Below are 25,556 nucleotides of genomic sequence, written 5' to 3' on the forward strand. Positions count from 1 at the left end.
TTTTCCGCACTGCTGCGATGCCGCCATGACGGAGTTGTCGGAACCGCGCGGGGACCGTGTGCTCGTCCTCGGCGGCTATGGCGCGGTGGGCAGGCCCGCCGCCCGCGCGCTGGGCGAACTGCTGCCGGGCCGGGTGGTGGTGGCGGGCCGCGACGGTGAGCAGGCTGCGGCCTTCGCCGCGGGTTCCGACGGCAGGCTGCTGGCCGCGCGTGCCGACCTCGCCGACCGCGCCGCGCTCGAACGCGCCCTGCGCGGCGTCCGCTTGGTGGTCCTCGCCGTCACCCCGCGCAGCGCGCGGGAGCACCCGGCGCCGCTGCTCTTCGAGCGCGGCACCGGCCTGGTCGACGTCACGGCCGACCGCCGCGTGATCGGGGCGGTCGAGCAGTACGACGGCGTCGCCCGCGCGTACGGGGCCTCGGCCGTGCTCAGCGTCGGCGTCGCGCCCGGGCTCACCAACCTGCTGGCCCGGCGGGTGCACGAGGAGGTCGGCGGCGCCGAGCGCATCGACCTCTCGGTGCTGCTCGGCGCGGGGGAGAAGCACGGCAGGGAGGCGGTGTGCCGCACCGTCACCGAGCCCGCGGCCGAACGTGCCGCCGGGGCGCGCCCGTTGCGGGTCACCGTGCCGCCGCCGCACGGCACGCGGACCCACCACCCGTTTCCGCTCTCCGACCAGTTCACGCTGCGCCGCACGCTGGGGACCCCGGCCGTGACCACGCGGCTCAGCATCGGCTCGGGACCGCTGACCGCCCTGCTCTTCGGGCTGCGCAGGGCGGGGGTGTTCCGCGCCGCGCGGCTGGCCCGCCTGGACGGCGTGCTGAGCGCGGCGCTCGCGCGGATGGCGGCGGGCGGCGAGGACTTCGCGGTACGGGCCGACGCGCACCGCCAGGGCAGGAGGGCGGTGCGCATCCTGACCGCGCGCTCCCAGGCGCGCATCACGGGCCTGGTCGCCGCGCAGGTGGCGGCCCGGATGTACGAGGGCGCCGTGCCGCCCGGGGTGCACCACATCGAGCAGCTCTCCACCCTGGCCGACGTACCGGAGACCCTCGCGCCCCGCGGCCTCACCGAATGGCAGGTGACCCCGGAGCGGGACGCGGTGCTGGGGCGCTGAGCGGATGGGCGGCCGCGGGGTGCGCTCGGGCCGCCGACCACCGTGCCGCCGCCCGCCCTCCCGGCGCGTGACCCCCGCGGGCGCCGGCCCCCCACGGCACCGGCGCCCACGTGTCCCTCCGTTCCCCCGTCGCTGAGGGAGCATTGGCAGTACACGCCGCGCGGATGAGGTGCGCCTGACACGTACATGAGGGAAGTCTGAGAAAGGGCGCGGGGCGGGCGGCGGAAGGGGCGCGGGGTGCGCGGCGGAAAAGGCTTCGACGGGGTGCGCGGCGGTGCCTACGCTGGGGAACGCTTCTGCCGCCGCCGATCGGAGAGGGACGTTGCTCCACTGAGGTCACGGGACACCGCACCCCGCCGGGAGGCCGCGCGCCTCTCCGGCAGCCGGGCGTGCACGGCCTCGGCCTCCTGAGCCGCCCCTTCGCCTTCGCTCCAACAGGCCCGTGCCTGCGGGCAGTTGAGGGCGCGGCGTGCTCGCCGTCCACCCCGCCCCGCCGTATGCCGCCACGCCGGTGTGCCGCTCGGTGTCCCGTACGCGGGTCTCGCACGCGAGGTTCCGTACGCGATCCCCTCATCCCACCGAGCATCCGCGAGGCGCCCATGTCTTCCACCCGGTCCCCGATCCCCGCCGCCTCGGTCGTCTGCGACGGCCTCACCTGCCGATGGCCGGACGGCACGGTCGTGTTCGAGGGCCTGGACGCCGTCTTCGGCCCTGGACGCACCGGGCTGATCGGCGCGAACGGCTCGGGCAAGTCCACCCTGCTCCGGATCGTCGCGGGCCTGCTGCGCCCCACGGCGGGCGGCGTACGGGTCTCCGGCGAGGTCGAACACCTGCCGCAGAACGTCACGCTCGACACCGCGCTCCGCGTCGACCGGGCGCTGGGCATCGCCGGGGCGCGCGCCGCGCTGCACGCCATCGAGGCGGGCGACGCGAGCGCCGAGCACTTCGCCGCGGTCGGCGACGACTGGGACGTGGAGGAGCGCGCCCGCGCCGCGCTCGCCGGGCTCGGCCTCGGCCACATCGGCCTGGACCGCACGCTCGGCGAGCTGTCGGGAGGGGAGACCGTGCTGCTCAGGCTGGCCGCCCTGCTGCTGCGGCACCCCCGCGTCCTGCTGCTGGACGAGCCCACCGACAACCTCGATCTGCACGCACGCGAGCGCCTGTACGCGGCGGTCGACGGCTGGCAGGGCGTACTGATCATGGCGGGACACGACCGGCGCCTGCTGGACCGCGCCGACCGCATCGCCGAACTGCGCGGCGGCGCCCTCACCTTCCACGGCGGCGGCTTCACGGCGTACGAGGAGGCGCTGGCCGTCGAGCAGGAGGCGGCCGCGCGCAGGGTGCGGGTCGCCGAGTCCGATCTGCGCAGGCAGCGGCGCGAACTCACCGAGGCGCACGTGAGGCTGGCCCGCCGCAGGCGGTTCGGCCAGAAGAAGTGGGACACCAAGCGCGAGCCGAAGGTCATCATGGCCCAGCGCAGACGCGAGGCCCAGGTCGCCGCCGGCAAGCACCGCATCCTGCACGAGGAGCGGCTGTCGGAGGCCAGGGAGCGGCTGGAGGAGGCGGCCGGGGCGCTGCGCGAGGACGAGGCGATCCGCGTGGACCTCCCGCACACGGCCGTGCCGGCGGGCCGCACCGTCCTCACGCTGCGCGGGCTCACGCTCGCCCACGGCGCGCGCGTACCGGGCGAGTTCACCCTGCGCGGGCCCGAGCGGGTCGCGCTGCTCGGGCGCAACGGCTCGGGCAAGACGACGCTGCTGCGCACCATCGCGGGCGAACTCGCCCCGGCAGCGGGCGAGGTGACCCCCGAGGTGCCGTTGCGCCTGCTGCCGCAGCGCCTCGACCTGCTGGACGAGGAGGAGAGCGTCGCCGCCAACGTGGCGCGCTTCGCCCCCGGCGTGCCGGTCAACCGGGTCAGGGCGCGGCTGGCACGCTTCCTGTTCAAGGGGGAGGGGGCCGACCGCCCCGTCGGCACGCTGTCCGGCGGCGAACGGTTCCGCGCGACGCTGGCCGCGCTGATGCTGGCCGAGCCCGCGCCCCAGCTCCTGATGCTGGACGAGCCGACCAACGGCCTCGACCTGGCCGGAGTGCACCGGCTCGGCACCGCGCTGGAGTCCTACCGCGGCGCGCTGCTGGTGGCGGCGCACGACCTGCCGTTCCTGGACGCGCTCGGCATCACGCGCTGGCTGCTGCTGGACGGCGGCGTGCTGCGCGAGACCACGCGGGAGGAGGTGGGTGAGACGGAGAGTGAGGAGTGGTGACCGTCCGTGGGCGCGCCTCGTTCTCAGGTCCGGTATGCACCCGAGCCGATGACCTGGAGAGACGATGCGCACACGACTGCCCGTCACCCTTGCCTCACTGACCCTGGCCGCCACCGGGGCCCTGGGGGCGCTCGCCCCCGCGGCCCCGGCCGCGCCCTCCGTGCGGGAACAGGCGGACCGGATCATGAATCTCGGTTATGCGGAGTTCGCCCGCACCCCGCACGTCGCCCCGTTCAACTGGACCAACGACGGCTGCTCCGTGCCCACCGGCTACACGCCGTACCGCAAGGTGTTCGAGCCGGCCTGCGTGCAGCACGACTTCGGGTACCGCAACTACGGCGCGCTCCACGAGCTCAGGCTGAGCCCCACCCGCGAGACCCGGCGCTGGATCGACGGGCGCTTCCGCACCGAGATGCGGCACATCTGCGAGGACACCTACACCACGCCGCTGCGCCTGCACGGCTGTCTGGCGGCGGCCGACGCGTACCACCTCGCGGTGCGGGCGGGCGGCGGCAAGGCGTTCTACTGAGCGGCGGCCCTCACCGCCTCCCCGGCCCGCGGGCGGAGTGGGCGGGGGTCACACCCCGCCCGCCACCCGCAGCACTGCCCCCGTCGTGAACGACGCCTCGTCCGACATCAGCCACCCCACCGCGTCGGCGATCTCCTCCGGCTCCCCGGGCCTGCGCACCGGGATGCTCTCGGCCTTCTTCCAGGCGCGGTCCGGATCGCCCATCTCCGCGTGGATATCGGTCAGTACGGCACCGGGCGCCACGCAGTTGACCCGCACGCCCTCGGCCCCGAACTCCTTGGCCAGCCCCATCACCATCGTGTCGACGGCGGCCTTGCTCGCGGCGTAGTGCACGTACTCGCCGGGGGAGCCCGTCGTCGCCGCGTTGGAGCCGATCGCTACGATGCTCCCGCCCGCACCCCCGTGCGCCGTGGACATCTCCCGAAGCGCCCGCCGCGCGCACAGCAGGGCGCCCGTCACGTTCACGTCGACCACGCGCCGGATCACCTCCGGCGAGGTGTCGGTGAAGCCGCCCAACGGGCCGGTCACCCCCGCGCTGTTGACCAGCCCGGTGACGGGTCCCAGCTCGTCGCGTACGAGGTCGAAGGCCGCGTCGACCTCCTCCTGCACGCTCACGTCGAGCCGTACGGGGACGGCCCGCACGCCCAGTGCGCGCGCCGCCCCCGCGACCTCCTCGGCCGGCCCGGGCGAGCGCGTGTAGCCGACGCCGAGGTGGTGGCCGTCGCGTGCGAGGCGCAGCGCCGTGGCCGCCCCGATGCCGCGCCCGCCGCCGGTGACGAGGGTGACCCTCCGCCGCTCTGCCATGCTCTTCGCCTCCACGACCTGCGCCGATCCCGAATGATCGATCATCCGCATTCAAGCACCGGCCCCGGGGGAGCGGAAGGGGCGGAGCGGAAGGGGGCTCAATGCGGGGTCGCGAACGGCCGCCGGGACGGGGTGGATTGGTATTGACCAAGGGTTAAGGGAGCCTTATGGTCGCTGCCATAAGCAACAACCTTTAATAAAGAACTACACAGAAGCAGCGCGCGATATCAGCGCACTGCAGCGGACGCGGCAGCGCCACGCAGCCGCAGAACACACCAGAAGTCCACAGGTGCGGAGGCAAGGGTGGGGACCACGCAGCTCGAGACGGTGCCGGAGCCGAAGTACTGGCACCTGAAGACCGTCCTCTCCGACGCGCTCGACTCGGAGTTCTCCGTGGGCGAGATCCTGCCCAACGAGCGGGAGCTGGCGGCCCGTTTCGGCGTCGCGCGCGCCACCCTCAGGCAGGCGCTGGAGCAGCTCGAACTGGAGGGGCGGCTGCAGCGCCGCCGCGGCGTCGGCACCACCGTCGCGCCGCCCCGCTTCGGCGTCGAGGTCGGCGCCGAGTCAGGACCCGAGGGGCACGGCTGGCCGGGACAGCCCGGCGAGGACTGGCACGCCGAGGCGTACGAGCAGACCGCGCCGCCCGCGGCGGTGGCCGGAATGCTCGGCGAGCGGTACGAGGGCGACGGCACCCCCGTGCACATCGTGCGCCGCACCCGTGTGACGCACGGTCAGCCCGTCGCCGCCGAACTGCTCTATGTACCGGCCGCCTCGGTGCCCGCGCTGCCCGACTCCGAGACGGAGCCCGGGGCTCCCGCCGGTTCCGCCGCGCGGGCCGTGCTGCGCGAGCTCCAGCGGCTCGAACTCGACGGCCAGGAGCGCACGGTGGAGCTCGGCTCTGCCCGCGCCGACGACGCGCGCCAGCTCGACCGGCTTCCCGGTGCGCCCGTGCTGGTGGTCACGACCCGCTATGTGTCCCGCGGGCGCACCGCGGCGGTGGCCGTCGCCACGTACCGCGCCGACACCTGCCGCCTCACCTTCGCGGAGAGCGGCGCACCGGCGCTGGCGGGCTGAGGACGCGCGGCCTGTCCGGCGGTTGAGGCCTGTCCGGCGGTTGGGCCCGGTCGCGGGGTTGCAGTCGGCCGTGCGGTTGAAGTCGGCCGCGCGGCCGGGGCTTCCCGTCCGGGTCCGGGTTCACCGTGTGGCGGCCGGGCCCGGTGGGCCCTCCAGCGCGAAGAGTTCGGCCTCCACGTGGTCCAGGGCCAGCCGCAGCGCGCCCCGCGTCACCGCGGCGTCGCCGAGCGCGGACAGCGCGACCCGCGGCGGGCGCAGGCAGTAGCGGGACAGCTCGCCGCGCAGCGGCTCCAGCACGCCGTCCAGGCCGGAGGCCCAGCCGCCGATCACCACGAGCTCCGGGTCGAGCGCCAGCACCAGCGCCGCGACATCGTGCACGAGGCGTCGTACGAAGCGGTCGACGGCCAGCATCGCGCGCTCGTCGCCCTCCCTGGCGTGCGCGAACACCCGCGCCACGGCGGCCTCGTCGAGCGGATGCAGCGGTTCCCCCGTCACCGACAGCAGATGCTCGGGGTACGCCTCGGTGCCCAGCAGATGCAGCGCCCCTATCTCCCCTGCGGCGCCCCCCGAGCCCCGGTGCAGCCGCCCGCCGATGAGCGAGCCCGCGCCGGGACTCAGCCCGGCCAGCACCATCACCACGTCCTCGACGCCGCGGGCCGCGCCCTGCCAGTGCTCGGCCAGGACGGCAGCGTTGGCGTCGTTCTCCACCAGTACGGGGCAGGGGAAGGACCGGCCCAGGCGCTCGCCCAGCGGCAACCCGGTCCAGCCGGGCAGCGCGGTGCCGAGCCGTACCGTGCCGTCCGCCTCCACGATGCCCGGGGTGCACACGCCCACGGCGCGCAGCGCCCCGCGCTCCACGCCGGTGCGGTCCAGCAGGTCGTCGACGGTGGCGAGGGCGTGCTCCAACCGGTCCTCGGCCGCGTCCTGTTCGCCCACCGCGCGGGTGACGGTGCCCAGCGAACGCCCCGTGAGGTCGGACAGCACGGCGGCGATGCGCCGGGTGCCGATCTCCACGCCCAGCAGATGCCCGGCCTCGGCCCTGAACCTGAACCGCCGCGCGGGCCGCCCGCGCCGCGCGGCGCCCGACGCCTCCGCCTCCTCCTCGGCCACGGCCACCAGGCCCGCTTCGCCCAGGCCCTCGACGACGCCCTCCAGGGTGGGCCTGGACAGCCCCGTGGCCTGTGCCAGATCGGTCAGCGTCACCGCGGCCCCGCCCACGCGGGAGCGCAACTCGCGCAGCACGACGGCCGAGTTGATGCGCCGGAGCAGCGCCGGATCCCTGCCGGTGAGACTCGCCAAAGCCCACCGCCTCCCTCCAGCCGGTGCGTACGGGGCGGATCGTATCCGCTGCGTACGGCGGGGACGAGGGAGCAGCCCGGGTCAGCCGGGGGAGACGAAGCCGGACTCGTACGCCACGATCACGGCCTGGATGCGGTCCCTCGCCCCCAATTTGCCGAGCAGCGAACTCACATGGGTCTTGACCGTCTCCGTGCCGAGCACGAGCTCCTCCGCGATCTCGGCGTTGCTGAGCCCGCGCGCGACCAGGCGCAGCACTTCGCTCTCCCGCTCGGTGAGCCGCGCGCGCTTCAGGGCCTCGCGCGCCGCGGGGTTGCCGTGCGCGGCCGCCAACTCCCGCATCGCGGAGGGGAACAGCAGCGAGCCGCCCTCCGCAACCAGCCGCACCGCGTGCACGATCTCCGCCGGTGCGGCCCGCTTGAGCAGGAAGCCGTCGGCCCCGGCGCGCAGCGCCTGATACACGTACTCGTCCTGCTCGAAGGTCGTCACCACCAGGATCCTGGGCGGCTCGGCCAGCGCGCGCAGCACCGTGCGGGTGGCCTCGATGCCGTCCATCAGCGGCATGCGGACGTCCATGGCGACCACGTCGGGGCGCAGTTGGCGCACCAGCGGCAGCACGGCGGCGCCGTCTCCCGCCTCGCCCGTGACCTCGATGTCGGACTGGGCCTCGAGGATCGCGCGCAGCCCGGTGCGCACGAGCGGTTCGTCGTCGGCTAGCACTACGGAGACCGGCACGGGCACACCTTACGCGGCGCCGGTGAGCCGCGGGCGGCGCGGACGCCGTGGAGCCCGAGGGCGGGCGCCGCACGGCAGCCGGGCGCTGACCCGCCACTCGCCGTCGCACGGCCCCGCTTCGGCGTGCCCGCCGAGCAGCGCGGCCCGCTCCCGTATGCCGCGCAGGCCGCTGCCGGTGCCGCTGCCGCTGCCGCTTCCGGTGCCGCGGGGGCCGGGGCCGGAGTTGAGGTCGGAGTTGAGGTCGGGGTCGGGGCCAGGGCTGGGTCCGGGGCCGGCGCTCGTGGTGTGCGGCGTGGGCGTGCCGTCCTGCCGCTCCCACGGCAGCGCGTTGCGTATCTCCAGGGCGAGGTCCCTCTCCTCGCAGGCGATGCGCACCGTGACCCGTACGGGACCCGCGTGCCGCAGCACGTTGGTCAACGCCTCCTGCACGATGCGGTATCCCTCGCGGGAGACCGGCGGGGGTATCCGCTCGCGGTGCGCGCTCAGCCCCTCCAGCTCGGCGGTGACCGGTGCTCCCGCCGCACGGGCCGACTCCAACAGCCGCTCCACCTCGTCGAGTCCGGGCCTGCGGGAGGGTCGGGGCGCGTCGTCGCGCAGCAGCCGCAGCACCCGCTCCAGGTCCTCCAGTGCATGGCGCCCCGACTCCTCGATGGCCGCGAGGGCGCGCTCGGTGAACTCCGGCGATCCTGCGGCCCGCGCCGCGCCCGCCTGCACCACGGAGAGCGTGAGCGCGTGCCCGATGGAGTCGTGCATCTCGCCGGCCAGCCTGCTGCGCTCCGCCATCCGCTCGGTGTGCTCCTCCAGCGCGGCCAGCCGCTCGGCGGGCGAGGGGCCCAGCAGCCGGTGCGCCGCCGCGGTCATGCCGTTGCCCGCGAGGACGGCGACCGCCAGCATCGCCGCCGTGGGCAGCGGCGCGAGCAGCAGATACCACCAGCCGCCGCCGGGCACGGGGATCAGGCTGTCCACCCGCGATCTGCCCGTGAGGCCGGCGGAGACGAGGGCGAAGGTGAGGGTGGGCGGCTGGATGCTCACCGCCGTGACCAGGCAGCCCACTTGGAGGCGGAGCACCATCCACACCGCGGTGCGCCGGCGGTCGGCCCAGGAGGCGGAGGGCGCGGCGGCTATCTCCCGCTCGGGGAGCCCTCCCGCGGGGCGTCCGGGGCCCTGCTCTCCCTCCCGCCCGTCGCGGAGCCCGTCGGCGGGGAGCCCGCGCGCGCTCGGTCCCGGTCTGCGCGCGTGCTTGCCCGGCAGCAGCATCAGGCGTGCCTGGAGCCCTTCGGCCAGCCGCATCCCCGGCAGCATCGCCAGCGCCACCAGCAGCGGGACGGGCATCACCAGCAGCCACAGGAACAGCACGGGACTGCTCGGCGCGAGGCCCGGCCAGACCATGGCGAAGACGAGTGCCACCACCGAGCCGATCATCATGTGCAGCCACCGCGTATACGTCACCGTGCGACGTAACGGGTCCAGCAGCGCGTGGATTCGGTTCACGTGATTCATGCTGCCAGCCGCCACCGACAACCGGCCTCCCCCGCGAGAGGGAGCGGAAACCCGCAGGCGGGGGAGGTGCGCGGGGGCGGCGCCGCGGGACGCTTCCGGCATGACGACCACCGGAACCTCACCGAACCCGGCCCGGCCGCCAGGAACCGGAGCCCCGGCCGCGACCCCGTACGACGACTCCGCCGACTCCGGCGCGAACACCGAATCCGGCGCCGGTACCAAGCCCGGCGCCGGCACCGAACCCGGCGCCGGCACCGAACCCGGCGCCACCGCCAACCCCGGCGTCACCCTCGACGTACACCGACTCACCAAGGAGTACGGCCGCGTCCGCGCTGTCGACGGGCTCACCTTCTCGGTGCTGCCCGGCCGCGTGACCGGCTTCCTCGGGCCGAACGGCGCGGGCAAGAGCACCACCATGCGCCTGCTCCTGGGCCTGGACCGGCCCACCTCGGGCAGCGCCCTCATCGGGGGCCGCCGCTACCGCGAACTCGGCGCGCCCCTGCGGCACGTGGGCGCGCTGCTGGACGCGGGGCAGGCGCACCCGGCCCGCACGGCCCGTGACCACCTGCGCATCCTCGCCCGCAGCAACGGACTGCCGGAGGCGCGGGTCAGCCGGGTGCTGGAGCGCACCGGGCTGGCCGGCGCCGCTGGCCGCAGGGTGCGGGCGCTGTCGCTGGGCATGCGGCAGCGGCTGGGCATCGCGGCGGCGCTGCTGGGCGACCCGCCCGTGCTGATGCTGGACGAACCGTCCAACGGCCTGGACCCCGAGGGGATCGTCTGGATCCGCGAACTGGTCACCGAGCTGGCCCGGGAGGGCCGCACCGTGCTCGTCTCCAGCCACCTCATGAACGAGACCGCCTCCTTCGCCGATCACCTCGTCGTGCTGGGCAGGGGACGGCTGCTGGCCGACACCCCGCTGCGCGGCTTCCTCGACGCACACGCGGGCCGCCGCGTCCGGCTGCGCACGGCGGACGGCGAGGGGCTGCGCGCCGCGCTCGCCGGACAGGGCATCGAGCTCGTACGGGAGGAGCCCGGCGGCGACCGGTGGGCGGCGGAGGGCGCGCGGGCCGAGGAGATCGGCGCGCTCGCCGCGCGCGAGGGCGTCGTGCTGTACGAACTCGCCGACGAGCAGGCCACGTTGGAGGACGCCTACCTGGCGCTGACCGCGGGCGAGGCGGAGTACGTCGCCGCACTGCGTGCCGCCGAGGGCGAGAGCACCGACAAGAGGAGGTCCGAGCGATGAGCACCGTTTCCGCGACCCGGCCCGAAGCGGTGCCCGCCCAAGCACCGCTCAGCGCGGCCCCGTTCACCGCGCTGCTCCGCTCCGAGTGGCTGAAGGTGCGTTCCGTGCGGGCCCTGCTCGCGGCGCTGGCGGTCATCGCGCTGGTCACGGTCGGTTTCTCGCTGCTGTCCTGCGCGACGCTCGCGGACTCGGAGGCGCGGGGCCCCGGCTTCGACCCGGTGTTCCAGTCCTTCTTCGGGCTCAACTTCGGCCAGGCGGCGGCGATCTCCTTCGGCGCCATGGCGGTGGCGGCCGAATACCGCGACGGAGGCATCCGCCTGTCCCTGACGGCAGTGCCGCACCGCGGCCGCCTGTACGCGGCCAAGCTCGTGGTCGTGGGCGCACTGTGCCTGGCCGTCGGCCTGATCACCGCGCTCGTCTCGTACGGGGGAGGGCAGGCGCTGCTCGGTGCGTACGGCGTGGGCCACGGCGCGGGCGGCGCGGCCTCCGAACCGGTCGCGGTGCGGGCCGTGGTGGGATGCGCGCTCTATCTGGCGCTGATCGGCCTGTGTGCCGCCGGGCTGACCACCGTCCTGCGCAGCGGGGCCGCCGCGATGGGGCTGCTCGTCCCGTTCGTGCTGCTGATGTCGTTCGTGCTGGGGAACGTGGCGGAGGGCGGGGGCGGAGTGGTGGAGTTCCTGCCGGACCACGCCGGGCGGCAGATCCTGCTCCAGCACCCCGCGGGAACCCTCGGCCCGTGGAGCGGAACGGCCGTCCTCGCGGGCTGGACCGCGCTGGCGACGGGCGCGGGATGGGCGGCGCTGCGCAGGCGGGACGCCTGAACGAGGGGATTGAGCACTGCACTTGAGGGGCGGCGGCGACCGGCCGCCGCCTCACTCACGCCGGCCCCTCGACCGGCCCCTCACTCCCCTCGCGCCGCCTCCCGCAGCCGCCCGAACTCCTCCGCCATCCGCGCGGGCGACCAGTGCGCGTTCAGGCCGCTGGGGTTGGGGAGCACCCACACGCGGGCGCCGCCGAGGGTGTCCTCCTGCGGGCCGATGCGGGCGTGGCGGTCGCCGAAGGCCGTGCGGTACGCGGTGACGCCGACGACCGCGAGCCAGCGCGGGCCCAGGCGCTCGACCTTCGCGGTCAGTTCGCGCCCGCCCTCGCGGAACTCCTCGTCCGCCAGCTCGTCGCCGCGCGCCGTGGCCCGGCGCACCACGTTGGTGATGCCGAGCCCGTACGAGAGCAACTCCCGCTCCTCGTCGGGGCGCAACTGCCGCGGGGTGAAACCGGAGCGGTGCAGAACCGGCCAGAAGCGGTTGCCGGGCCGGGCGAAATGGTGACCGGTGGCGGCCGACATCAGGCCCGGATTGATCCCGCAGAAGAGCACATCGAGGCCCTCCGCGACCACGTCCGGAACGGTGTGGTCGCGGTAGGACTCCAGCTCCTCCTGGGTGAAGCGGCGCCCCCTGGCATCGCTCGCCGCGGGTGTCAGAGGATCGCCCCCGGCCGGTAGGCGGCGGCCTCCGGGTACTTGGTGGTGACCGCCTCCACGCGGCCGATCAGCTCCTTGACCTGGTCGGCGGCCGCGCCGGTGAAGGAGAGGCGGTCGGCCATGAGGGCGTCGAGCTCCGCGCGGCCCAGCGGGATGCGCTCGTCGGCCGCGAGGCGGTCCAGCAGCTCGTTCTTCTCCGCGCCCTCGCGCAGTGCCAGCGCCGAGGCCACCGCGTGCTCCTTGATCGTCTCGTGCGCGGTCTCCCGCCCGACGCCGCCGCGCACCGCGGCCATCAGGACCTTGGTGGTGGCGAGGAAGGGGAGGTAGCGGTCGAGCTCGCGCGCGACCACCGCGGGGAAGGCGCCGAACTCGTCGAGCACGGTCAGGAAGGTCTCCAGCAGCCCGTCGAAGGCGAAGAACGCGTCGGGGAGCGCGACGCGGCGCACCACCGAGCAGGACACGTCGCCCTCGTTCCACTGGTCGCCGGCGAGTTCGCCCGCCATCGAGGCGTACCCGCGCAGGATCACCATGAGGCCGTTGACGCGCTCGCAGGAGCGGGTGTTCATCTTGTGCGGCATCGCGGAGGAGCCGACCTGGCCCTCCTTGAAGCCCTCGGTCACCAGCTCCTGGCCCGCCATCAGCCGGATCGTCTTGGCCAGCGAGGACGGCGCGCCCGCGAGCTGGACCAGGGCGCTGACCGCCTCGTAGTCCAGGGAGCGCGGGTAGACCTGGCCCACCGAGCTGAACACCTGCGAGAAGCCCAGGTGGTGCGCGATGCGCTGCTCCAGCTCGGCGAGCTTGCGCTCGTCGCCGCCCAGCAGGTCGAGCATGTCCTGCGCGGTGCCGACCGGGCCCTTGATGCCGCGCAGCGGGTAGCGGCCGAGCAGCTCCTCAAGCCGTCCGTACGCGACGAGGAGTTCGTCGGCGCCTGTCGCGAAGCGCTTGCCCAGGGTGGTCGCCTGCGCCGCCACGTTGTGCGAGCGCCCGGCCATGACCAGCTCGGCGTGCTCGCCCGCGAGCTGCCCCAGCCGCGCGAGCAGGGCGACGGTGCGGTCCCGCATCAGTTCCAGGGAGCGGCGGATCTGGAGCTGCTCGACGTTCTCCGTGAGGTCGCGCGAGGTCATGCCCTTGTGGACCTGCTCGTGACCGGCCAGCGCGTTGAACTCCTCGATGCGGGCCTTCACATCGTGCCGGGTGACCTTCTCGCGCTCCGCGATGGACGCCAGGTCCACCTGCTCCAGCACCCGCTCGTAGTCGGCGAGGGCCTGCTCGGGCACCTCGATGCCCAGGTCGCGCTGCGCCTTGAGGACGGCGAGCCAGAGCTGCCGCTCCAGGACGACCTTGTGCTCGGGGGACCACAGCCGGGCCAGCTCGGGGGAGGCGTAGCGGGCGGCCAGGACGTTCGGGATGCGCGGCTTCTCAGTCACGCCACCGGATTCTACGGGGTGGCCCGGGGCGCACGGCCGGGGCGTCGGCGCAGGTGAAGCCGTACGGTGCGGCCGCCCCCTGACATGGCCACGCCTGGACACGGCGGCGCCCCGCGCCGTACGGGACGGTGCGGGGCGCTGTGCGCGCTTCCCTTGCTCAGAGCAGCGGCTTGAGGAGGTCGACGAGAGGCTGCAGCACCTTCTCGAGGCCGCTGCCACCGCCTCCGGCCGCTCCGCCCTCGGCCGCTGCCGCCATGCCCGCGCTGGTCAGCACGCCGGCCCAGGCGATCGACAGGGTGGTCAGCAGTTTTCGCGTACGCATGGACTTCCTCCTGCGCTGTAGTGATCAGTGCTTCAGCGATCAGTGCTTCAGTGATCGGGAAAGTCCATTGAGCAGGGCTCGTGCCCGCGGCGGCGCGCTGGAGTGGTCCACACGGGGCCGTGTGTGCGCCTACCGGATCACGCGGCGGCGAGCGCGTCCAGCGCGTGGGCGACCGTGCGCCGGAGCCGGTCGCGCGAGGCGCCGGAGCGGGAGCGCACGTTGACCCCGTACGCCAGCAGCGCCAGCGACTCGGCCGTGTCCCGCACGTCCGTCCCGCTGCTCAACTGGCCCTTCTCGCGGGCGGCTTGGAGTGCGGTGCGCAGCGCGGCGCACATCTCCTCGTGGTGCTCGTCGAGCACGCCGCGTACCTCGGGGTCCTCGTTCTCGGCGCCCGCCTGGGCGTTCACGACCATGCAGCCCCAGCCGGCGCGGGGTCCCGTGCAGCGCACGGCGATCAGCCCCTCGAAGAAGTCGCGCAGCGCGGGCAGCCCGCGGCCGTCCTCGCTCAGCGCCGTGAACGCCGGGTGGGAGTTGGTGCGGATGTAGTGGCGCAGGGCGGCGAGGTAGAGCTGCTGCTTGCTGCCGAAGGTGGCGTAGAGGCTGGAGCGGTTGAGCCCGGTGGCGGCGGTCAGCGTCTGCACGGAGGCGCCGCCCCCGTGCTGCCAGAAGGCGCGTCCGGCCCGCTCCAGCGCGTCCTGCGGGTCGAAGTGCTTGATGTCCGGCACGCTCGCGCGCCTCCTCTCCTCGGTGGCTCCGGCGGTCGCGTCGGCGGCGGCCTCGGCGGTTTCTTGAAACGACGGTTCCAAGATAGCTCGGACACGGGGTAGTGTGCAGTCAACTTGGAACGGGCGTTTCAAGTTGCGACGACGAACGACCTGCCTTCGCCATGCCACGAGGAGCGTGACCCCCATGTCCGAGACCGAGATCCAGCCGCTCGCCCCGCAGCTCCGCGCCGTACTCGGTCAGGCCACGCAGATGGCCCCGCCCGAGAAGTGGGCGCTCATGGAGCAGGCGGGCCGCGAGCTCGCCGCCTCCGGGCTGGCCGAGTGCGCGGTGACCGTCGGCGACACGGCGCCCGGCTTCGCGCTGCCCTCCGCGACCGGCGGTCGCACCGAGCTGGCCGCGCTGCTCGCCGAGGGCCCCGTCGTGCTCACCTTCTACCGCGGCGCCTGGTGCCCCTTCTGCAACCTCGCGCTGCGCGCGCTCCAGGAGCGCCGTGCGGAGATCGCCGAGCGCGGCGCCCGGCTGGTGGCGGTCTCGCCGCAGGTGCCGGACGAGTCCTTGAGCCTGGTGGAGAAGGAGGGCCTGGACTTCGACGTGCTCAGCGACGTGGGCTCGGAGACGGCGCGTGCGTACGGCCTCGCCTTCGACCTGCCCGGCTATCTCGCCGAGATCTACGAGGAGTTCGGCTTCGACCTGCACCGCGTGAACGGGGGCCACGCCCGCACGCTGCCCCTGCCCGCCACGTACGTCATCGACGGCGACGGCACCGTGCGCTGGGCCTTCGTCGACACCGACTACAGCAGGCGCGCCGAGCCCTCGGACGTGCTCGACGCCCTCGACGCGCTCGCGTAGCACCCCCGCCGGTACGCTCCCCCGAGCCGATCTTGTACGGAGCGAGGGGGAGCGTGAAGTGGCGGACGAGGGTACGGAGTTGGGCGAGGCGGTCGTCGAGCCGCAGGGACCGGGGAAGCGGCGGCGCCCGTACCGGGGGATCGCGGTGACCGCCGTGACGGGCCTCGTCGTCGGCGCGCTGATCGGCGCGGGCGCGGTGGCCTGGCACACGGACACGCTGCCCTTCGGGGAGGACGAGGGCGCGTGCTGGGGAGCCTTCTCGAAGAAGGAGCAGGCGGCGCTGATGCCGGACTTGGACGGGGAACCGTGGTCGGAGCAGGCGCCCGGGGAGGGGGAGAAGGAGAAGCTGACGGCGGACACGCCGCTCGGGGAGTGCCACATCGGCGCGGGCAAGAGGACGTCCGGGTCCGTCACGCTTCAGATCGAGGAGCTCGGGGAGATCGGCGGGTCCGGTGAGGACGGACCGTCTTGGGCCGAGGCGAACCTGTCCTCCCTGATGACCTCGTTCGCCTCCGGCCACGGAGAAGACGCCGGCCTGGGGATGACCTCACCCAACCGTGCCTGGCGCGAGATCCCGGGGAGCTGCCTGCGGGACGACGCCGAGGGCGGCCGGACTCCGTACGTGGTGACGCTGACCCGGGCCAACGGCACCCACCTGGGGCAGGACGACGGACCGGCGCAGCGGGACATGGCGCGGGGGGTCACCCGGGCGGCCAATGCCGTGCTGCGGAAGTTCGGCTGCAAGGCCGCGCTCACCGTGCCGGACAAGATCGCCGCGCCGCCGAAGACGACGGACACACGAGACCTCTGCGGTGTCGAAGGGCTCGGCTGGCCGCGTGGGCTCAGCGCCCCGCCGTTCGCCGAGCTCAGCAGCGCCGGTGACTCCCGAGGGCCCGCGCGGACCTGCGACCTGCTCGACGACGCTTCCGGCATCGGCATCGACGAGGTGCACGGCGCGACCAGCTTCACCACTGTCACCGACCCGCGCCTCGCCCAGATCTACCACCGCGTCGTGCTGTACGGCGGACCGAAGATCCGGCAGGTCGGTTCGGAGAAGGGCTACGGCGCGCTGGGCACCACGCTGACCGCCTTCCGGACGCAGTGCCAGGGCCGGGACGTGGTCTTCGCCGCGAAGCCACGCGAAGACATCAGGCGAAAGGGCGAGGACGGCCGCGAGGCGGTCCGCCGGATGTTTCCCCGCTACGTCGCCGCCGAGGCGGAGAAGGCCGGCTGCGGGGACGTCGAGCTCGAGATGCCCGCGGCCACCGGCTGAGCGCTCAGCCCTCGTACCGCTTCCAGCCCGTCACCGGGCCCGGCTCGTACGGATCGGCCGGGGTGATCCAGAACGGTGTGCCGGTCGCGGGGTCCACCTGGGCCCCGTACCGGCCGTCGCCCGAGGAGCGGCCGGTCAGGCGGCGGCCGATCCACGGCAGCAGGTGTACGCGGGCGAAGCGGGCGTCCGCGGCGCGGCGGGCAGCCCAGGACGGCGGCACCGGCGCGGGCAGCGGCGCGTCCCAGTCGTCCTCGGCGGGCAGGCCGAGGCGCTGCCACACCGCCTCGGCCACCCTGCGGTGACCCTCGGCCGTCAGGTGCAGCCGGTCGTCGTCCCACAGCCGCTGGTCGGCGAGCGAACGGGACCCGTACAGGTCCACCACCAGCGCGCCGTGCCGCTCCGCGAGCTCGTCGACGAAGCCGAACAGCGCCTCCATGCGCGGCCGGTAACGCTCCAGCACCGGGCCCTGCCTGCCGGGGCTGCGCATCAGCACGAGCTGCCCGCAGGAGGGCGCGATCTTCTCCACCGCCTCCTCCAGCAGCCCGCGCACCCGCCCCATGTCGCACTTGGGGCGCAGCGTGTCGTTGAGGCCGCCGACCAGGGTCACCAGGTCGGCGCCCATGCCGGCCGCCGCGTCGGCCTGACCGTCGGCGATCTGGCCGATGAGCTTGCCGCGTACGGCGAGATTCGCGTACCGGAAATCCCCGCCATCGGCATCGGCATCGGCATCGCGATCGGCAGCGGCCCGGGCGGCCAGGCGCGCGGCCAGCACGTCGGCCCAGCCGCGGTAGTTCCCGTCCGGGAGCAGGTCCGACATGCCCTCGGTGAAGGAGTCACCGACGGCCACGAAGCTGCTGATGGGGGAAGGGGCGGCGGGCTCGCGGGGCGCGGCGGCGGGAGTGTTCGGCACGGTTCGCCATGGTAATCGGTTGCCCGGGTCAATGATCTGCGCGGGGGAGCGGGGCCCTGGAACGCGAGCGCCGCGGGCCGGAACGACCGGCCCGCGGCAACCCCGTACACGCGCTTACGCGGGCTGGCCCACCAGCTCCCGCAGCACGTCCTCCATCGTGACCACGCCGGCCGCCCGGCCGTCCTCGCCGATCACGGCGCCCAGGTGGGTGCCGCTGGAGCGCATCGCGCCGAGCACGTCGTCCAGCGGCATCGAAGCCCGTACCAGGGCGATCGGGCGCATCGCGGTGACCGGGAAGGACGCGTTGCGCGGCGAGGCGTCCAGCGCGTCCTTCACATGGAGATAGCCCAGCGCGCGCCCGGAACCGTCCACCACGGGGAAGCGCGAGAACCCGGAGCTGGCCGACAGCTCCTCCAGCTCCTCGGGCGTCACGCCGAGCCGCGCGGTCACGACCTTCTCGGTCGGCTGCGCCACATCGCCCACCGGGCGGCGGCCCAGCTCCAGCGCGTCCCGCAGCCGCTCGGTCGAGCGGTCGTCCAGCAGCCCTGCCTCCTTGGAGTCGGCGACCATCTGGGCCAGCTCGTCGTCGGAGAAGGCCGATTCGACCTCGTCCTTGGGCTCGACGCGCATGAGCTTGAGGATGCTGTTGGCGAAGGCGTTCACCGCGAAGATCACCGGGCGCAGCGCGCGGGCCAGCGCCACCAGCGGCGGGCCCAGCCACAGCGCGGACTTCACCGGCTCGGCCAGCGCCACGTTCTTCGGCACCATCTCGCCCAGGAGCATGTGCAGATAGGTCGCCACGGACAGGGCGATCACGAAGGACACCGGGTGGGTCAGGCCGTCGGGCATGCCCACCGCGTGGAACACCGGCTCCAGCAGGTGCGCGATGGCCGGCTCGGCGACCACGCCGAGCACCAGCGTGCACAGCGTGATGCCCATCTGCGCCGCGGCCATCAGCGCGGAGACGTGCTCCATGCCCCACAGGACCCGGCGCGCCTTGCGGTCGCCGGCCTCGGCGCGCGGCTCGATCTGGCTGCGCCTGACCGAGATCAGCGCGAACTCGGCGCCCACGAAGAACGCGTTCACGACCAGGGTGAGCAGACCGATGATCAACTGGACCGCGGTCATCGCGCGTCCTCCTCTTCCGTCGCCGCGTGCGCGTCGGGCACCGGCGAGAGCAGCCGAACCTGGGCCGCGCGCCGTCCGGCCGCGTCCACGACCTCGACCCGCCAGCCGGCGACCTCCACCGCGTCGCCCTCGGCCGGGATGCGGCCGAGCTCGGTGGCGACCAGTCCGGCCAGCGTCTCGTACGGCCCCTCGGGCGCGTGCATGCCGATCGCGGCGAGCTGGTCGATGCGCGCTGCGCCGTCCGCGTCGTATATGCGGCGGCCCTCCGGGTCCTCGCCCGCGTGCGCCAGGTCGGGGGTCTCCAGCGGGTCGTGCTCGTCCCTGACCTCGCCGACGACCTCCTCGATGATGTCCTCCAGCGTCACCACGCCCGCGGTGCCGCCGTACTCGTCGATCACCACCGCGATGCTGCGGTCGCCGCCCGGCATGCGGTCCAGCAGCCGGTCCACGGTCAGCGACTCGGGCACCAGCAGGGCCTCGCGGGTCAGCTCCGTGACCGGTGTACGGGGGCGCTGAGCTGCGGGAACGGCGAGCACGTCCTTGAGCCGCACGATGCCCACGACGGTGTCCAGGCTGCCCCGGTAGACGGGGAAGCGGGACAGTCCGGTCGCGCGGGTGGCGTTGGCGACGTCCTCGGCGGTGGCCTGCACGTCGAGCGCGGTGACCTGGACGCGGGGGGTCATGACGTTCTGTGCGGAGAGCTCGGCGAGGTGCAGGGTGCGCACGAACAGGTCGGCGGTGTCCGCCTCCAGCGCGCCCTCCTTCGCCGAGTGCCGCGCCAGCGCGATCAGCTCGCGCGGGGAACGGGCCGAGGCCAGCTCCTCGGTGGGCTCCAGGCCCATGCGGCGCACGAAGCGGTTCGCGGTGTTGTTGAGGTGCCGGATCAGCGGGCGGAAGACGGCCGAGAACGCGCGCTGCGGCGTGGCCACCTTCTTCGCGATGGGCATCGGCTTGGAGATGGCCCAGTTCTTCGGGACCAGCTCGCCGATGACCATCAGCACCACCGTGGACAGCGCCGTGCCCAGCACCAGCGCCAGCGAGGACGAGGTGGAGGCCGGCACGCCGAGGGAGCGCAGCGGGCCCGCGATGAGCTTCGCGATGGAGGGCTCGGCGAGCATGCCGACCACAAGGTTGGTGACGGTGATGCCCAGCTGCGCGCCGGAGAGCTGGAAGGTCAGCGAGCGCACGGCCTTGAGGGCGCTCGCCGCGCCCCGCTCGCCGCGCTGCTCGGCGCGCTCCAGATCGGCCCGCTCCACGGTGGTGAGCGAGAACTCGGCGGCCACGAACGCGCCGCAGGCCAGCGCCAGCAGCAGCGCGACGATCAGCAGCAGCACTTCGGTCATCGGGGGGTCACCTCGGTGCCATGGTCGGGCAGCGGGCGTATCCGCGCCCGGTGGTGACCTCGGGGGGCCGGGCCGGTGACTCCGGCTGGTCCGGCGCATCGGCCGGAGGTGTGGCAGAAGCTAGATGTGCGACAACTGGGAGGCTCGCCCATGGGCGGACGCTCACACCTTTCGACGGGGCGCTCCGGGGGTGGCCGGAGGCGATTTCGGGGGCTGCTCATCGTAAACGCAAAGGATTCGTCATGAGTTCCCCCGCCGGGGCCCGGCACACCCGGAGCGCGGCCCTCACACCAGGGGTTTCACCCAGCGCGTCCACTGCGCCTCCGGAGCGTAACGGGCCGCGGCCCACGCCTGGCGCCCGCGCTCGTTGTCGTCCAGCACCATGGCGTCGGCGCGACGTCCGCCGAGCGCCGTGAAGCGTTCCTCGGCGGCGGAGAGCAGGGCGGTGGCCACGCCGCGGCGGCGACGGTCGGGGCGTACGGCGAGGCGGTAGAGATGACACCGCCAGCCGTCGAACCCGGCGATCACCGTTCCGACGAGATCCCCGTCGGCCTCATCCCCGTCGGCCTCCTCGGCCAGGAGCAGCGCGCCGGGGTCGCGCGCGATGAGCCGCCGCACGCCGTCCGGGTCGTCGCTGATGCTGGTGCCTTCCGCGGCCTCTTCCCAGAACTTCAGGACGGCCGCGGCGTCGGCGGGTTCGGCGGTGCGTATGTGGATCATGGTGGGGAGCCAAGCATGGGGGAGTGGGGGTGCGCCACTGGGTTCTGCGCGGGGCATGGGGGTTGGTTTGAGCCTACTCGGCGCCCTCCAGGGCTCGTTGGGCCCTGCGCCGCTCTGCCAGCCCGCCGGCGATCAGCACGTCCGCGAGACGTTCCGCTGTGGCCAACGGGACCGTCCCGAGGTAGACGGCCGGCTCGCCCGCGAGGGAGGCGCGGGCCTGCAAGCCGGGCCACTGCTCCCCGCCGGCCTCAAGCCCCGCCTCCTTGAGCACGCTGACCAGCAGATCGACGGCCACCTGCGCCTTGCGCCGCCCGGCGAGATGAGCGGCGGCCCGCTCCGCTTCGGTACTCACGACGCCTCGGTCTCCGGCGCCGGGTGCGCCTGCTCGGCGTGCTTCCTGAGCCGCACGCGGGAATCGGTCTCGGCGCTGTAGTCGCCTTGGGAGCGGGCCTTTTCCGCCTCATGCTGATGCTCGTCGCACACAGAGCACTGTTCGGGTCTTGTCGTCATGGGAAGCATGCTTCAGCCGATACTCGGTGGAATCCAGCGTGAGTCCTGTTCCCGCAAGAACTCATCCCGGATGCCTTCGAGGAAGCAGCGCATCTCGTCACCCGCTAGAGCTGTGTGCTCGAACCTCCGGAATTTGTCGGAATAGAGGGCCACATCCCGAGGGTCGGTGACGACCATCTCGGCGTGGACCGTCTCCACCGTCACCATGCGGTCGTCCCGAATGACGAATGCGTGGTTCGCTATGTCTCTTTGCTCGGCGAGAAGTGGTACGACGCTTACGTGGACGTTCGTCAGGCGTGACATGGAAACGATGCGGTCGAGTTGGGCGGCAAGCATCGCCGGGGGAACAATGCGCCACCGCAGCACCGGTTCCGTGATCACGAATCGCAGCTCCTTGCTGGATTCGTAGAGGACCGCTTGCCGCTCCAGTCGCCCCGCGATGGTCCGCTCCAGCGACGTTTCCGTGAGGTCGTGGCGACGGAGAACGGCGCGGATGTATTCGGGGGTCTGGAGCAGCCCCGGCACCAGAGCGGGCTGGAAGAGCCGCAGCACGGACATCTGGGCCTCGAGAGCCTTGGCCGCCTGCTGGCCTTTGTGCACGCCGGCCCGCTTGAGAAGCCGCCACGCGGTCGCCTCGGTGGCCGCTTCCCTTGCCGCCTCGGCGTATTCGGCCTTGACCTCGTCGGACACGCCGATGGCAGTCAGGATGCGTTCCACATCCCCGGCGCCGGCCATGAGCCTGGCGTTCTCGATCCTGGACAGCTTGGAGGCGGACATCAGGGCGCCGCGGGCCACTGCCTTGGCCTCCTTGCCGGACGCCTTCCGCAGCTCCCGCAGCGCCTCACCGAGCTGTGCCCTGTCCACTAGCCGTGCTTCGCCCACCACGTGTCGAAGGGTTCGGCATGAGCCAGAGCGCGATCTCTGTACTCGACGAACTCCTGAGTCCTTTCGGGGCCCAGCACCTCAGGGCCGAGGAAAGCGCCGGAAGCGTCGTATTCCAGGGCGCCCACCGTCTCGGAGTCGAACAGCCAGAAGTCGGGAACCCCTGCCAAGGGGTTGGCGCGGTCCGTGGTGTCGAGGATGAAGAACTCCTCGCCTCCGGTCTGATTCTTGTGGTAGCCCCATCCGAGCTCGAAGCGGAGGTACGGGGTGAGCGGGCGCGACAGGATGTGCACGCGGTAGATGCGCTGCCCCTTCGCGGTGAGGGAGCGGAGTTCAGCGACCCACGAGTCGTTGTAATCCTCTGGCTGAGGCTCTCCGGCCAGGAAGCGCTGGTACGCCTCCACGTTTCCGGAATTGCTGTAGTCGTCCAGCGTCTCCAGTCGGAATGCTTCGCGCTGAAAGGAGTCGAAGAGGTCCCCGAGGTTCTTAGACGAGCCGGTCACGGATTGCCTTCCGGATGAGCTCCAGCGGGATTTCCACGAGGGTTTCGTGGGCGGGAATCTCCAGCCCGTGGTCGGTCGGCGTCTCTCCCTGTACGAGCAGCGTCCCCCGGTCTGTCGCGTACAGCGTCGGGCAGTCCTTGAGGTCGCAGGTGCTGACCAACTTGGTCACCTTCATGGCCATAGGTTCCTCTCGCCCTTGTCCCCGGTGCTCCCCGCTGGGTGTCCGATGCTGTCGAGCCCGTGTGCGCAGGGTCAAGGCTCACGGCTTGCCGGAACGGGAAACCGGCTCGGACGGGGCCGCCCGGAACCATCGGGGCAGCACGGCGTCGGCGTACGCGGGGATCACTCCGCCCCTCACGCCCCCCTCAGCTCCCGCATCACCGCCCCCATCCCCTCCATCTCCCCCTCCAGCACGGAGTAATAGGTGAATCCGAACCTCTCCCGGTGCTCGTGCAGTTGGGCGGCGATCTCCGACGCGGTGCCTGCCAGGAGTGCGGGGTGGGACAAGAGCTCGGGCTCGGTGAGGGCCGGGGCGTGGGCGCGCCAGGAGGCGGCTGCGGAGGCGCGGTCCTCGGTGATGGCCACGCGCTGGACCAGCATGTTCAGCTCGGCCGGCGCCGAGCGCGAGGAGGCGCAGGCGCGGAAGTGGGACACCCGTTCCTCCAGCGCGTCGGGGCTGATCAGCTCCAGCGCACCGTAAGGAGCCCCCCGCACCTGCCGCGCCCCCGTGAACGCCGCCACCTCCGCGTACTCGGCCGCCAGCCGCAGCACCCGGTCGCCGTTGCCGCCGAGCAGCAGGGGAACGGGCTCCTGCACGGGCCGCGGCGCGTGCTCCGGGTCGGCGAGGTGGCGCCGCAACTCCCGCACGGTGTGTGCGAGATGGTCCACCCGGGCCCCGGGCGACCCGAAGGGCAGCCCGGCCGCCTCGTGCTCGGCGGCGATGTAACCGGTGCCCAGGCCCAGTTCCAGCCGGCCTCCGGTGAGCTGGTCGCAGGTGGCCACCTCGCGGGCCAGCAGCGCCGGGTTCCAGAACGCGGCGTTCAGCACCAGCGTGCCCAGCCGCATCCGCTCGGTGACCTCGGCCGCCGTGGCGAGCGCCGAGAAGGGGGCCGGCATGCCCAGGTGGTCGGCGATGTGCAGGGTGTCGTAGCCCAGTTCCTCGGCCCTGCGGCAGCTCCGCCGCCACGCCTCTCCCGTGCTGAGCCCGAGCATGATCACGCTGAAACGGAATGGACGAGTGCCGTGTGCTTCCCGCATGAGCCCCTCCTGAAAACTGTTCCCATCCCGCCCCATGGCCCCGCTGCGGCCCAACTCCTGCAAACGGTAAGCCCGTTGCGTACCTCCGCCACCCCTCGTACGCGGGCGGCGTAACGGAGCGGCAGCCGGACTAGCAGCAGCCGGACCCCGCTGAGAACCGGGGGCGAACGGGAGGGAACGGCGGGGAAACCCCGTACCGGAGGGTTGACCGAAGCCTCTCGCGCGGTGTCCCGTCACCCGCGACGGCTCACCCGCCACGGCAGTGGTCCGTGTGGCACAAACCCGCGACGCGACCGGGGGAACGGGGCCGGTCACCGCGTCCCCGCGGGGGCTCTCGGAGGAAGAGAGAAGAGGAGAGGGAGGGGAGGGAATGGTGGACCGCCGAGCGAGCGAGGTAGACGTGAACCTGACGGAGGACATGCGTCCCGTCGCCGAGGCGACGGAGCGGAGAGCGGGGCGCGGCTTCATCACGCTCCTGGCGCTGTGCCAGCTCGGGATCTGGGTGGCGATCCTGACGCCGGCGCAGACCACCGTGGCCGTGCGGGTCGGCCAGGTGGCGCCCGGCTCCAAGGAGGAGACGCTCGGCATGATCCTCGGGGTCGGGGTGCTCTTCTCGCTGGTGGGGAGCCCGCTCTTCGGCCGGCTCTCGGACCGCACCGCGACCCCGCTGGGGCGGCGCAGGCCGTGGATCCTGGGCGGGCTGCTGTCGATCTGCGTGTTCTCGCTGGTCATCGCCACCTCGGACTCGGTGCCGATGCTGCTCGGCGCGTGGTGCCTGTGCCAGCTCTCGGGGGCGGCGGCGTACGCGGCGCTGACCGCGACCATCCCCGACAAGGTGCCCAGCGCGCAGCGCGGCACGGTCTCCGGCGTGATCGGGATGATGCTGCCGGTCGGCACCCTCTTCGGCGTCTACGTGGTGCAGCTCTTCGACCCCTCCAGCGTCATGATCTTCGCGGGGCCAGGGCTGCTGGGGGTGCTGCTGGGCGCCGTGTACGTGGTCTTCGTACGGGACACCGAGCCGCCGCGCGAGGACCTGCCGAAGTACGGGCCGCGGGAGTTCGCGCGCAGCTTCTGGGTGGACCCGCGCCGCCATCCCGACTTCGCCTGGGCCTTCGCCAGCCGCTTCCTGGTCTACCTCGGGTACGCGGTGCTGATGGCCTATCAGGTGTACTTCCTCACCGACCACTTGAAGGTGCCGCAGAACGAGGTGACCCACCTGGTCTTCCTGGTCACCCTCACCATGACCGTCGCCAGCATCCTCAGCGCGGTCGCGGGCGGGAAGCTGTCGGACCTCGCGGGGCGCCGCAAGCCCTTCGTGTTCGTCTCGGCTTCCGTGATGGCCGTGGGCCTCGTCGGCATCGGAATGGCCGGGTCCTTCCCCGAGTTCTGGGCCATGGCCACGCTGGTGGGACTGGGCCAGGGGCTGTTCCTCTCCGTCGACCTGGCGCTGGTCAGCGACGTGCTGCCGAACCCGGACGACAACGCCAAGGACATGGGCGTCTTCAACATCGCCAACACCCTCCCGCAGTCCCTGGCGCCCCTCTTCGCGCCCCTGATCCTCGCCATCGGGGGAGGGGGCAACTACCCGCTGCTGTTCCTGGTGGGCGCGTGCTTCGGCCTGATGGGCGCGATCGTCATCTACCGGGTACGGGGCACGCGTTGAGCCACGTACGGGGCAC

Annotated in this window: 27 protein-coding genes; 9 read left to right on the forward strand and 18 right to left on the reverse strand. The window is 73.3% G+C overall.

From position 1 onward, the window contains the following. Positions 1 to 25 precede the first annotated feature (25 nt). The 3 genes from ABEE00_RS13730 (at position 26) to ABEE00_RS13740 (ending at position 3,898) form a co-directional block, all read left to right on the forward strand. Complete coding sequence (locus tag ABEE00_RS13730) at positions 26 to 1,108, forward strand: saccharopine dehydrogenase NADP-binding domain-containing protein (protein WP_345745697.1); 1,083 nt, start codon at positions 26 to 28, stop codon at positions 1,106 to 1,108. A gap of 599 nt (positions 1,109 to 1,707) precedes the next feature. Beyond that, positions 1,708 to 3,369, forward strand: coding sequence for an ABC-F family ATP-binding cassette domain-containing protein (locus ABEE00_RS13735; protein ID WP_345745698.1), 1,662 nt, complete (start codon positions 1,708 to 1,710; stop codon positions 3,367 to 3,369). 64 nt (positions 3,370 to 3,433) lie between these two features. Beyond that, on the forward strand, positions 3,434 to 3,898 hold the full coding sequence (locus tag ABEE00_RS13740; RefSeq protein WP_345745699.1) for a phospholipase A2: 465 nt from the start codon (positions 3,434 to 3,436) through the stop codon (positions 3,896 to 3,898). 48 nt (positions 3,899 to 3,946) lie between these two features. On the opposite strand, the gene ABEE00_RS13745 is transcribed toward ABEE00_RS13740, so the two are convergent. Next, positions 3,947 to 4,702, reverse strand: a complete 756-nt coding sequence (locus ABEE00_RS13745) for an SDR family NAD(P)-dependent oxidoreductase (RefSeq protein WP_345745700.1) — start codon at positions 4,700 to 4,702, stop codon at positions 3,947 to 3,949. 303 nt (positions 4,703 to 5,005) lie between these two features. Here ABEE00_RS13745 and ABEE00_RS13750 point away from each other — a divergent pair, with 303 nt between their 5' ends. After that, positions 5,006 to 5,776 carry a GntR family transcriptional regulator gene (locus tag ABEE00_RS13750; RefSeq protein ID WP_345745701.1) on the forward strand — a complete coding sequence of 257 codons (771 nt, stop codon included), beginning with the start codon at positions 5,006 to 5,008 and terminating at the stop codon, positions 5,774 to 5,776. A gap of 120 nt (positions 5,777 to 5,896) precedes the next feature. Here the strand turns inward: ABEE00_RS13750 and ABEE00_RS13755 are convergent, their stop codons facing one another. The 3 genes from ABEE00_RS13755 to ABEE00_RS13765 form a co-directional block, all read right to left on the reverse strand. Next, entirely contained in the window at positions 5,897 to 7,075 is a 1,179-nt protein-coding gene (locus tag ABEE00_RS13755) for an ROK family protein (RefSeq protein WP_345745702.1), read from the reverse strand. Between the two features lie 81 nt (positions 7,076 to 7,156). Then, positions 7,157 to 7,807 carry a response regulator transcription factor gene (locus tag ABEE00_RS13760; protein WP_345745703.1) on the reverse strand — a complete coding sequence of 217 codons (651 nt, stop codon included), beginning with the start codon at positions 7,805 to 7,807 and terminating at the stop codon, positions 7,157 to 7,159. Positions 7,808 to 7,816: 9 nt separating this feature from the next. Then, positions 7,817 to 9,307 (reverse strand): sensor histidine kinase, encoded by a 1,491-nt coding sequence (locus tag ABEE00_RS13765; RefSeq protein WP_451918567.1) that lies wholly within the window; start codon positions 9,305 to 9,307, stop codon positions 7,817 to 7,819. A gap of 100 nt (positions 9,308 to 9,407) precedes the next feature. Between ABEE00_RS13765 and ABEE00_RS13770 the strand changes: the two genes are divergently transcribed. Next, entirely contained in the window at positions 9,408 to 10,550 is a 1,143-nt protein-coding gene (locus ABEE00_RS13770) for an ABC transporter ATP-binding protein (RefSeq protein ID WP_345745705.1), read from the forward strand. Then, a complete protein-coding gene (locus tag ABEE00_RS13775; protein ID WP_345745706.1) occupies positions 10,547 to 11,371 on the forward strand; it encodes an ABC-2 transporter permease in 825 nt (274 codons plus the stop codon). The genes ABEE00_RS13770 and ABEE00_RS13775 overlap by 4 nt, the downstream gene beginning before the upstream one ends. An 80-nt stretch (positions 11,372 to 11,451) precedes the next feature. On the opposite strand, the gene mug is transcribed toward ABEE00_RS13775, so the two are convergent. The 4 genes from mug to ABEE00_RS13795 form a co-directional block, all read right to left on the reverse strand. Then, positions 11,452 to 11,943, reverse strand: coding sequence for a G/U mismatch-specific DNA glycosylase (gene mug / locus ABEE00_RS13780; protein WP_345745707.1), 492 nt, complete (start codon positions 11,941 to 11,943; stop codon positions 11,452 to 11,454). 80 nt (positions 11,944 to 12,023) lie between these two features. Next, positions 12,024 to 13,454, reverse strand: a complete 1,431-nt coding sequence (purB, locus tag ABEE00_RS13785; protein ID WP_345745708.1) for an adenylosuccinate lyase — start codon at positions 13,452 to 13,454, stop codon at positions 12,024 to 12,026. Between the two features lie 157 nt (positions 13,455 to 13,611). After that, complete coding sequence (locus ABEE00_RS13790) at positions 13,612 to 13,776, reverse strand: hypothetical protein (RefSeq protein WP_345745709.1); 165 nt, start codon at positions 13,774 to 13,776, stop codon at positions 13,612 to 13,614. A 137-nt stretch (positions 13,777 to 13,913) separates the two neighbouring features. After that, entirely contained in the window at positions 13,914 to 14,501 is a 588-nt protein-coding gene (locus tag ABEE00_RS13795; protein ID WP_345745710.1) for a TetR/AcrR family transcriptional regulator, read from the reverse strand. A gap of 184 nt (positions 14,502 to 14,685) precedes the next feature. Between ABEE00_RS13795 and ABEE00_RS13800 the strand changes: the two genes are divergently transcribed. Then, the gene (locus ABEE00_RS13800) at positions 14,686 to 15,351 is read left to right on the forward strand and encodes a peroxiredoxin-like family protein (protein WP_451918568.1); all 666 of its coding nucleotides are present in this window, start codon (positions 14,686 to 14,688) and stop codon (positions 15,349 to 15,351) included. A gap of 58 nt (positions 15,352 to 15,409) precedes the next feature. After that, complete coding sequence (locus ABEE00_RS13805) at positions 15,410 to 16,624, forward strand: hypothetical protein (protein WP_345745711.1); 1,215 nt, start codon at positions 15,410 to 15,412, stop codon at positions 16,622 to 16,624. Positions 16,625 to 16,628: 4 nt separating this feature from the next. Here ABEE00_RS13805 and ABEE00_RS13810 read toward each other — a convergent pair whose 3' ends face one another. The 10 genes from ABEE00_RS13810 to ABEE00_RS13855 all read right to left on the reverse strand — a co-directional run bounded on the left by ABEE00_RS13810 (position 16,629) and on the right by ABEE00_RS13855 (position 23,877). Continuing rightward, entirely contained in the window at positions 16,629 to 17,534 is a 906-nt protein-coding gene (locus ABEE00_RS13810) for an SGNH/GDSL hydrolase family protein (protein WP_345745712.1), read from the reverse strand. A 114-nt stretch (positions 17,535 to 17,648) separates the two neighbouring features. Next, a complete protein-coding gene (locus tag ABEE00_RS13815) occupies positions 17,649 to 18,662 on the reverse strand; it encodes a hemolysin family protein (RefSeq protein WP_345745713.1) in 1,014 nt (337 codons plus the stop codon). Next, the gene (locus ABEE00_RS13820) at positions 18,659 to 20,005 is read right to left on the reverse strand and encodes a hemolysin family protein (protein WP_345745714.1); all 1,347 of its coding nucleotides are present in this window, start codon (positions 20,003 to 20,005) and stop codon (positions 18,659 to 18,661) included. Before ABEE00_RS13820 ends, ABEE00_RS13815 begins: the two co-directional genes overlap by 4 nt. Before the next feature lie 285 nt (positions 20,006 to 20,290). Further along, complete coding sequence (locus ABEE00_RS13825) at positions 20,291 to 20,725, reverse strand: GNAT family N-acetyltransferase (protein ID WP_345745715.1); 435 nt, start codon at positions 20,723 to 20,725, stop codon at positions 20,291 to 20,293. 73 nt (positions 20,726 to 20,798) lie between these two features. Further along, entirely contained in the window at positions 20,799 to 21,077 is a 279-nt protein-coding gene (locus tag ABEE00_RS13830; RefSeq protein ID WP_345745716.1) for a hypothetical protein, read from the reverse strand. Continuing rightward, the gene (locus ABEE00_RS13835) at positions 21,074 to 21,235 is read right to left on the reverse strand and encodes a hypothetical protein (protein WP_345745717.1); all 162 of its coding nucleotides are present in this window, start codon (positions 21,233 to 21,235) and stop codon (positions 21,074 to 21,076) included. Before ABEE00_RS13835 ends, ABEE00_RS13830 begins: the two co-directional genes overlap by 4 nt. Before the next feature lie 12 nt (positions 21,236 to 21,247). Further along, positions 21,248 to 22,099 (reverse strand): helix-turn-helix domain-containing protein, encoded by an 852-nt coding sequence (locus ABEE00_RS13840; protein ID WP_451918575.1) that lies wholly within the window; start codon positions 22,097 to 22,099, stop codon positions 21,248 to 21,250. Further along, positions 22,099 to 22,620, reverse strand: coding sequence for a DUF6879 family protein (locus ABEE00_RS13845; protein ID WP_345745719.1), 522 nt, complete (start codon positions 22,618 to 22,620; stop codon positions 22,099 to 22,101). Before ABEE00_RS13845 ends, ABEE00_RS13840 begins: the two co-directional genes overlap by 1 nt. Next, positions 22,604 to 22,795 carry a hypothetical protein gene (locus ABEE00_RS13850; protein ID WP_345745720.1) on the reverse strand — a complete coding sequence of 64 codons (192 nt, stop codon included), beginning with the start codon at positions 22,793 to 22,795 and terminating at the stop codon, positions 22,604 to 22,606. The genes ABEE00_RS13845 and ABEE00_RS13850 overlap by 17 nt, the downstream gene beginning before the upstream one ends. Positions 22,796 to 22,974: 179 nt before the next feature. After that, complete coding sequence (locus ABEE00_RS13855; RefSeq protein WP_345745721.1) at positions 22,975 to 23,877, reverse strand: TIGR03621 family F420-dependent LLM class oxidoreductase; 903 nt, start codon at positions 23,875 to 23,877, stop codon at positions 22,975 to 22,977. A 370-nt stretch (positions 23,878 to 24,247) separates the two neighbouring features. On the opposite strand from ABEE00_RS13855, the gene ABEE00_RS13860 reads away from it, so the two are divergent. Continuing rightward, positions 24,248 to 25,540 carry an MFS transporter gene (locus ABEE00_RS13860; RefSeq protein WP_345745722.1) on the forward strand — a complete coding sequence of 431 codons (1,293 nt, stop codon included), beginning with the start codon at positions 24,248 to 24,250 and terminating at the stop codon, positions 25,538 to 25,540. Positions 25,541 to 25,556: the final 16 nt, after the last annotated feature.

It is taken from the genome of Streptomyces odontomachicola (assembly GCF_039605595.1).
Taxonomy (GTDB): Bacteria; Actinomycetota; Actinomycetes; order Streptomycetales; family Streptomycetaceae; genus Streptomyces.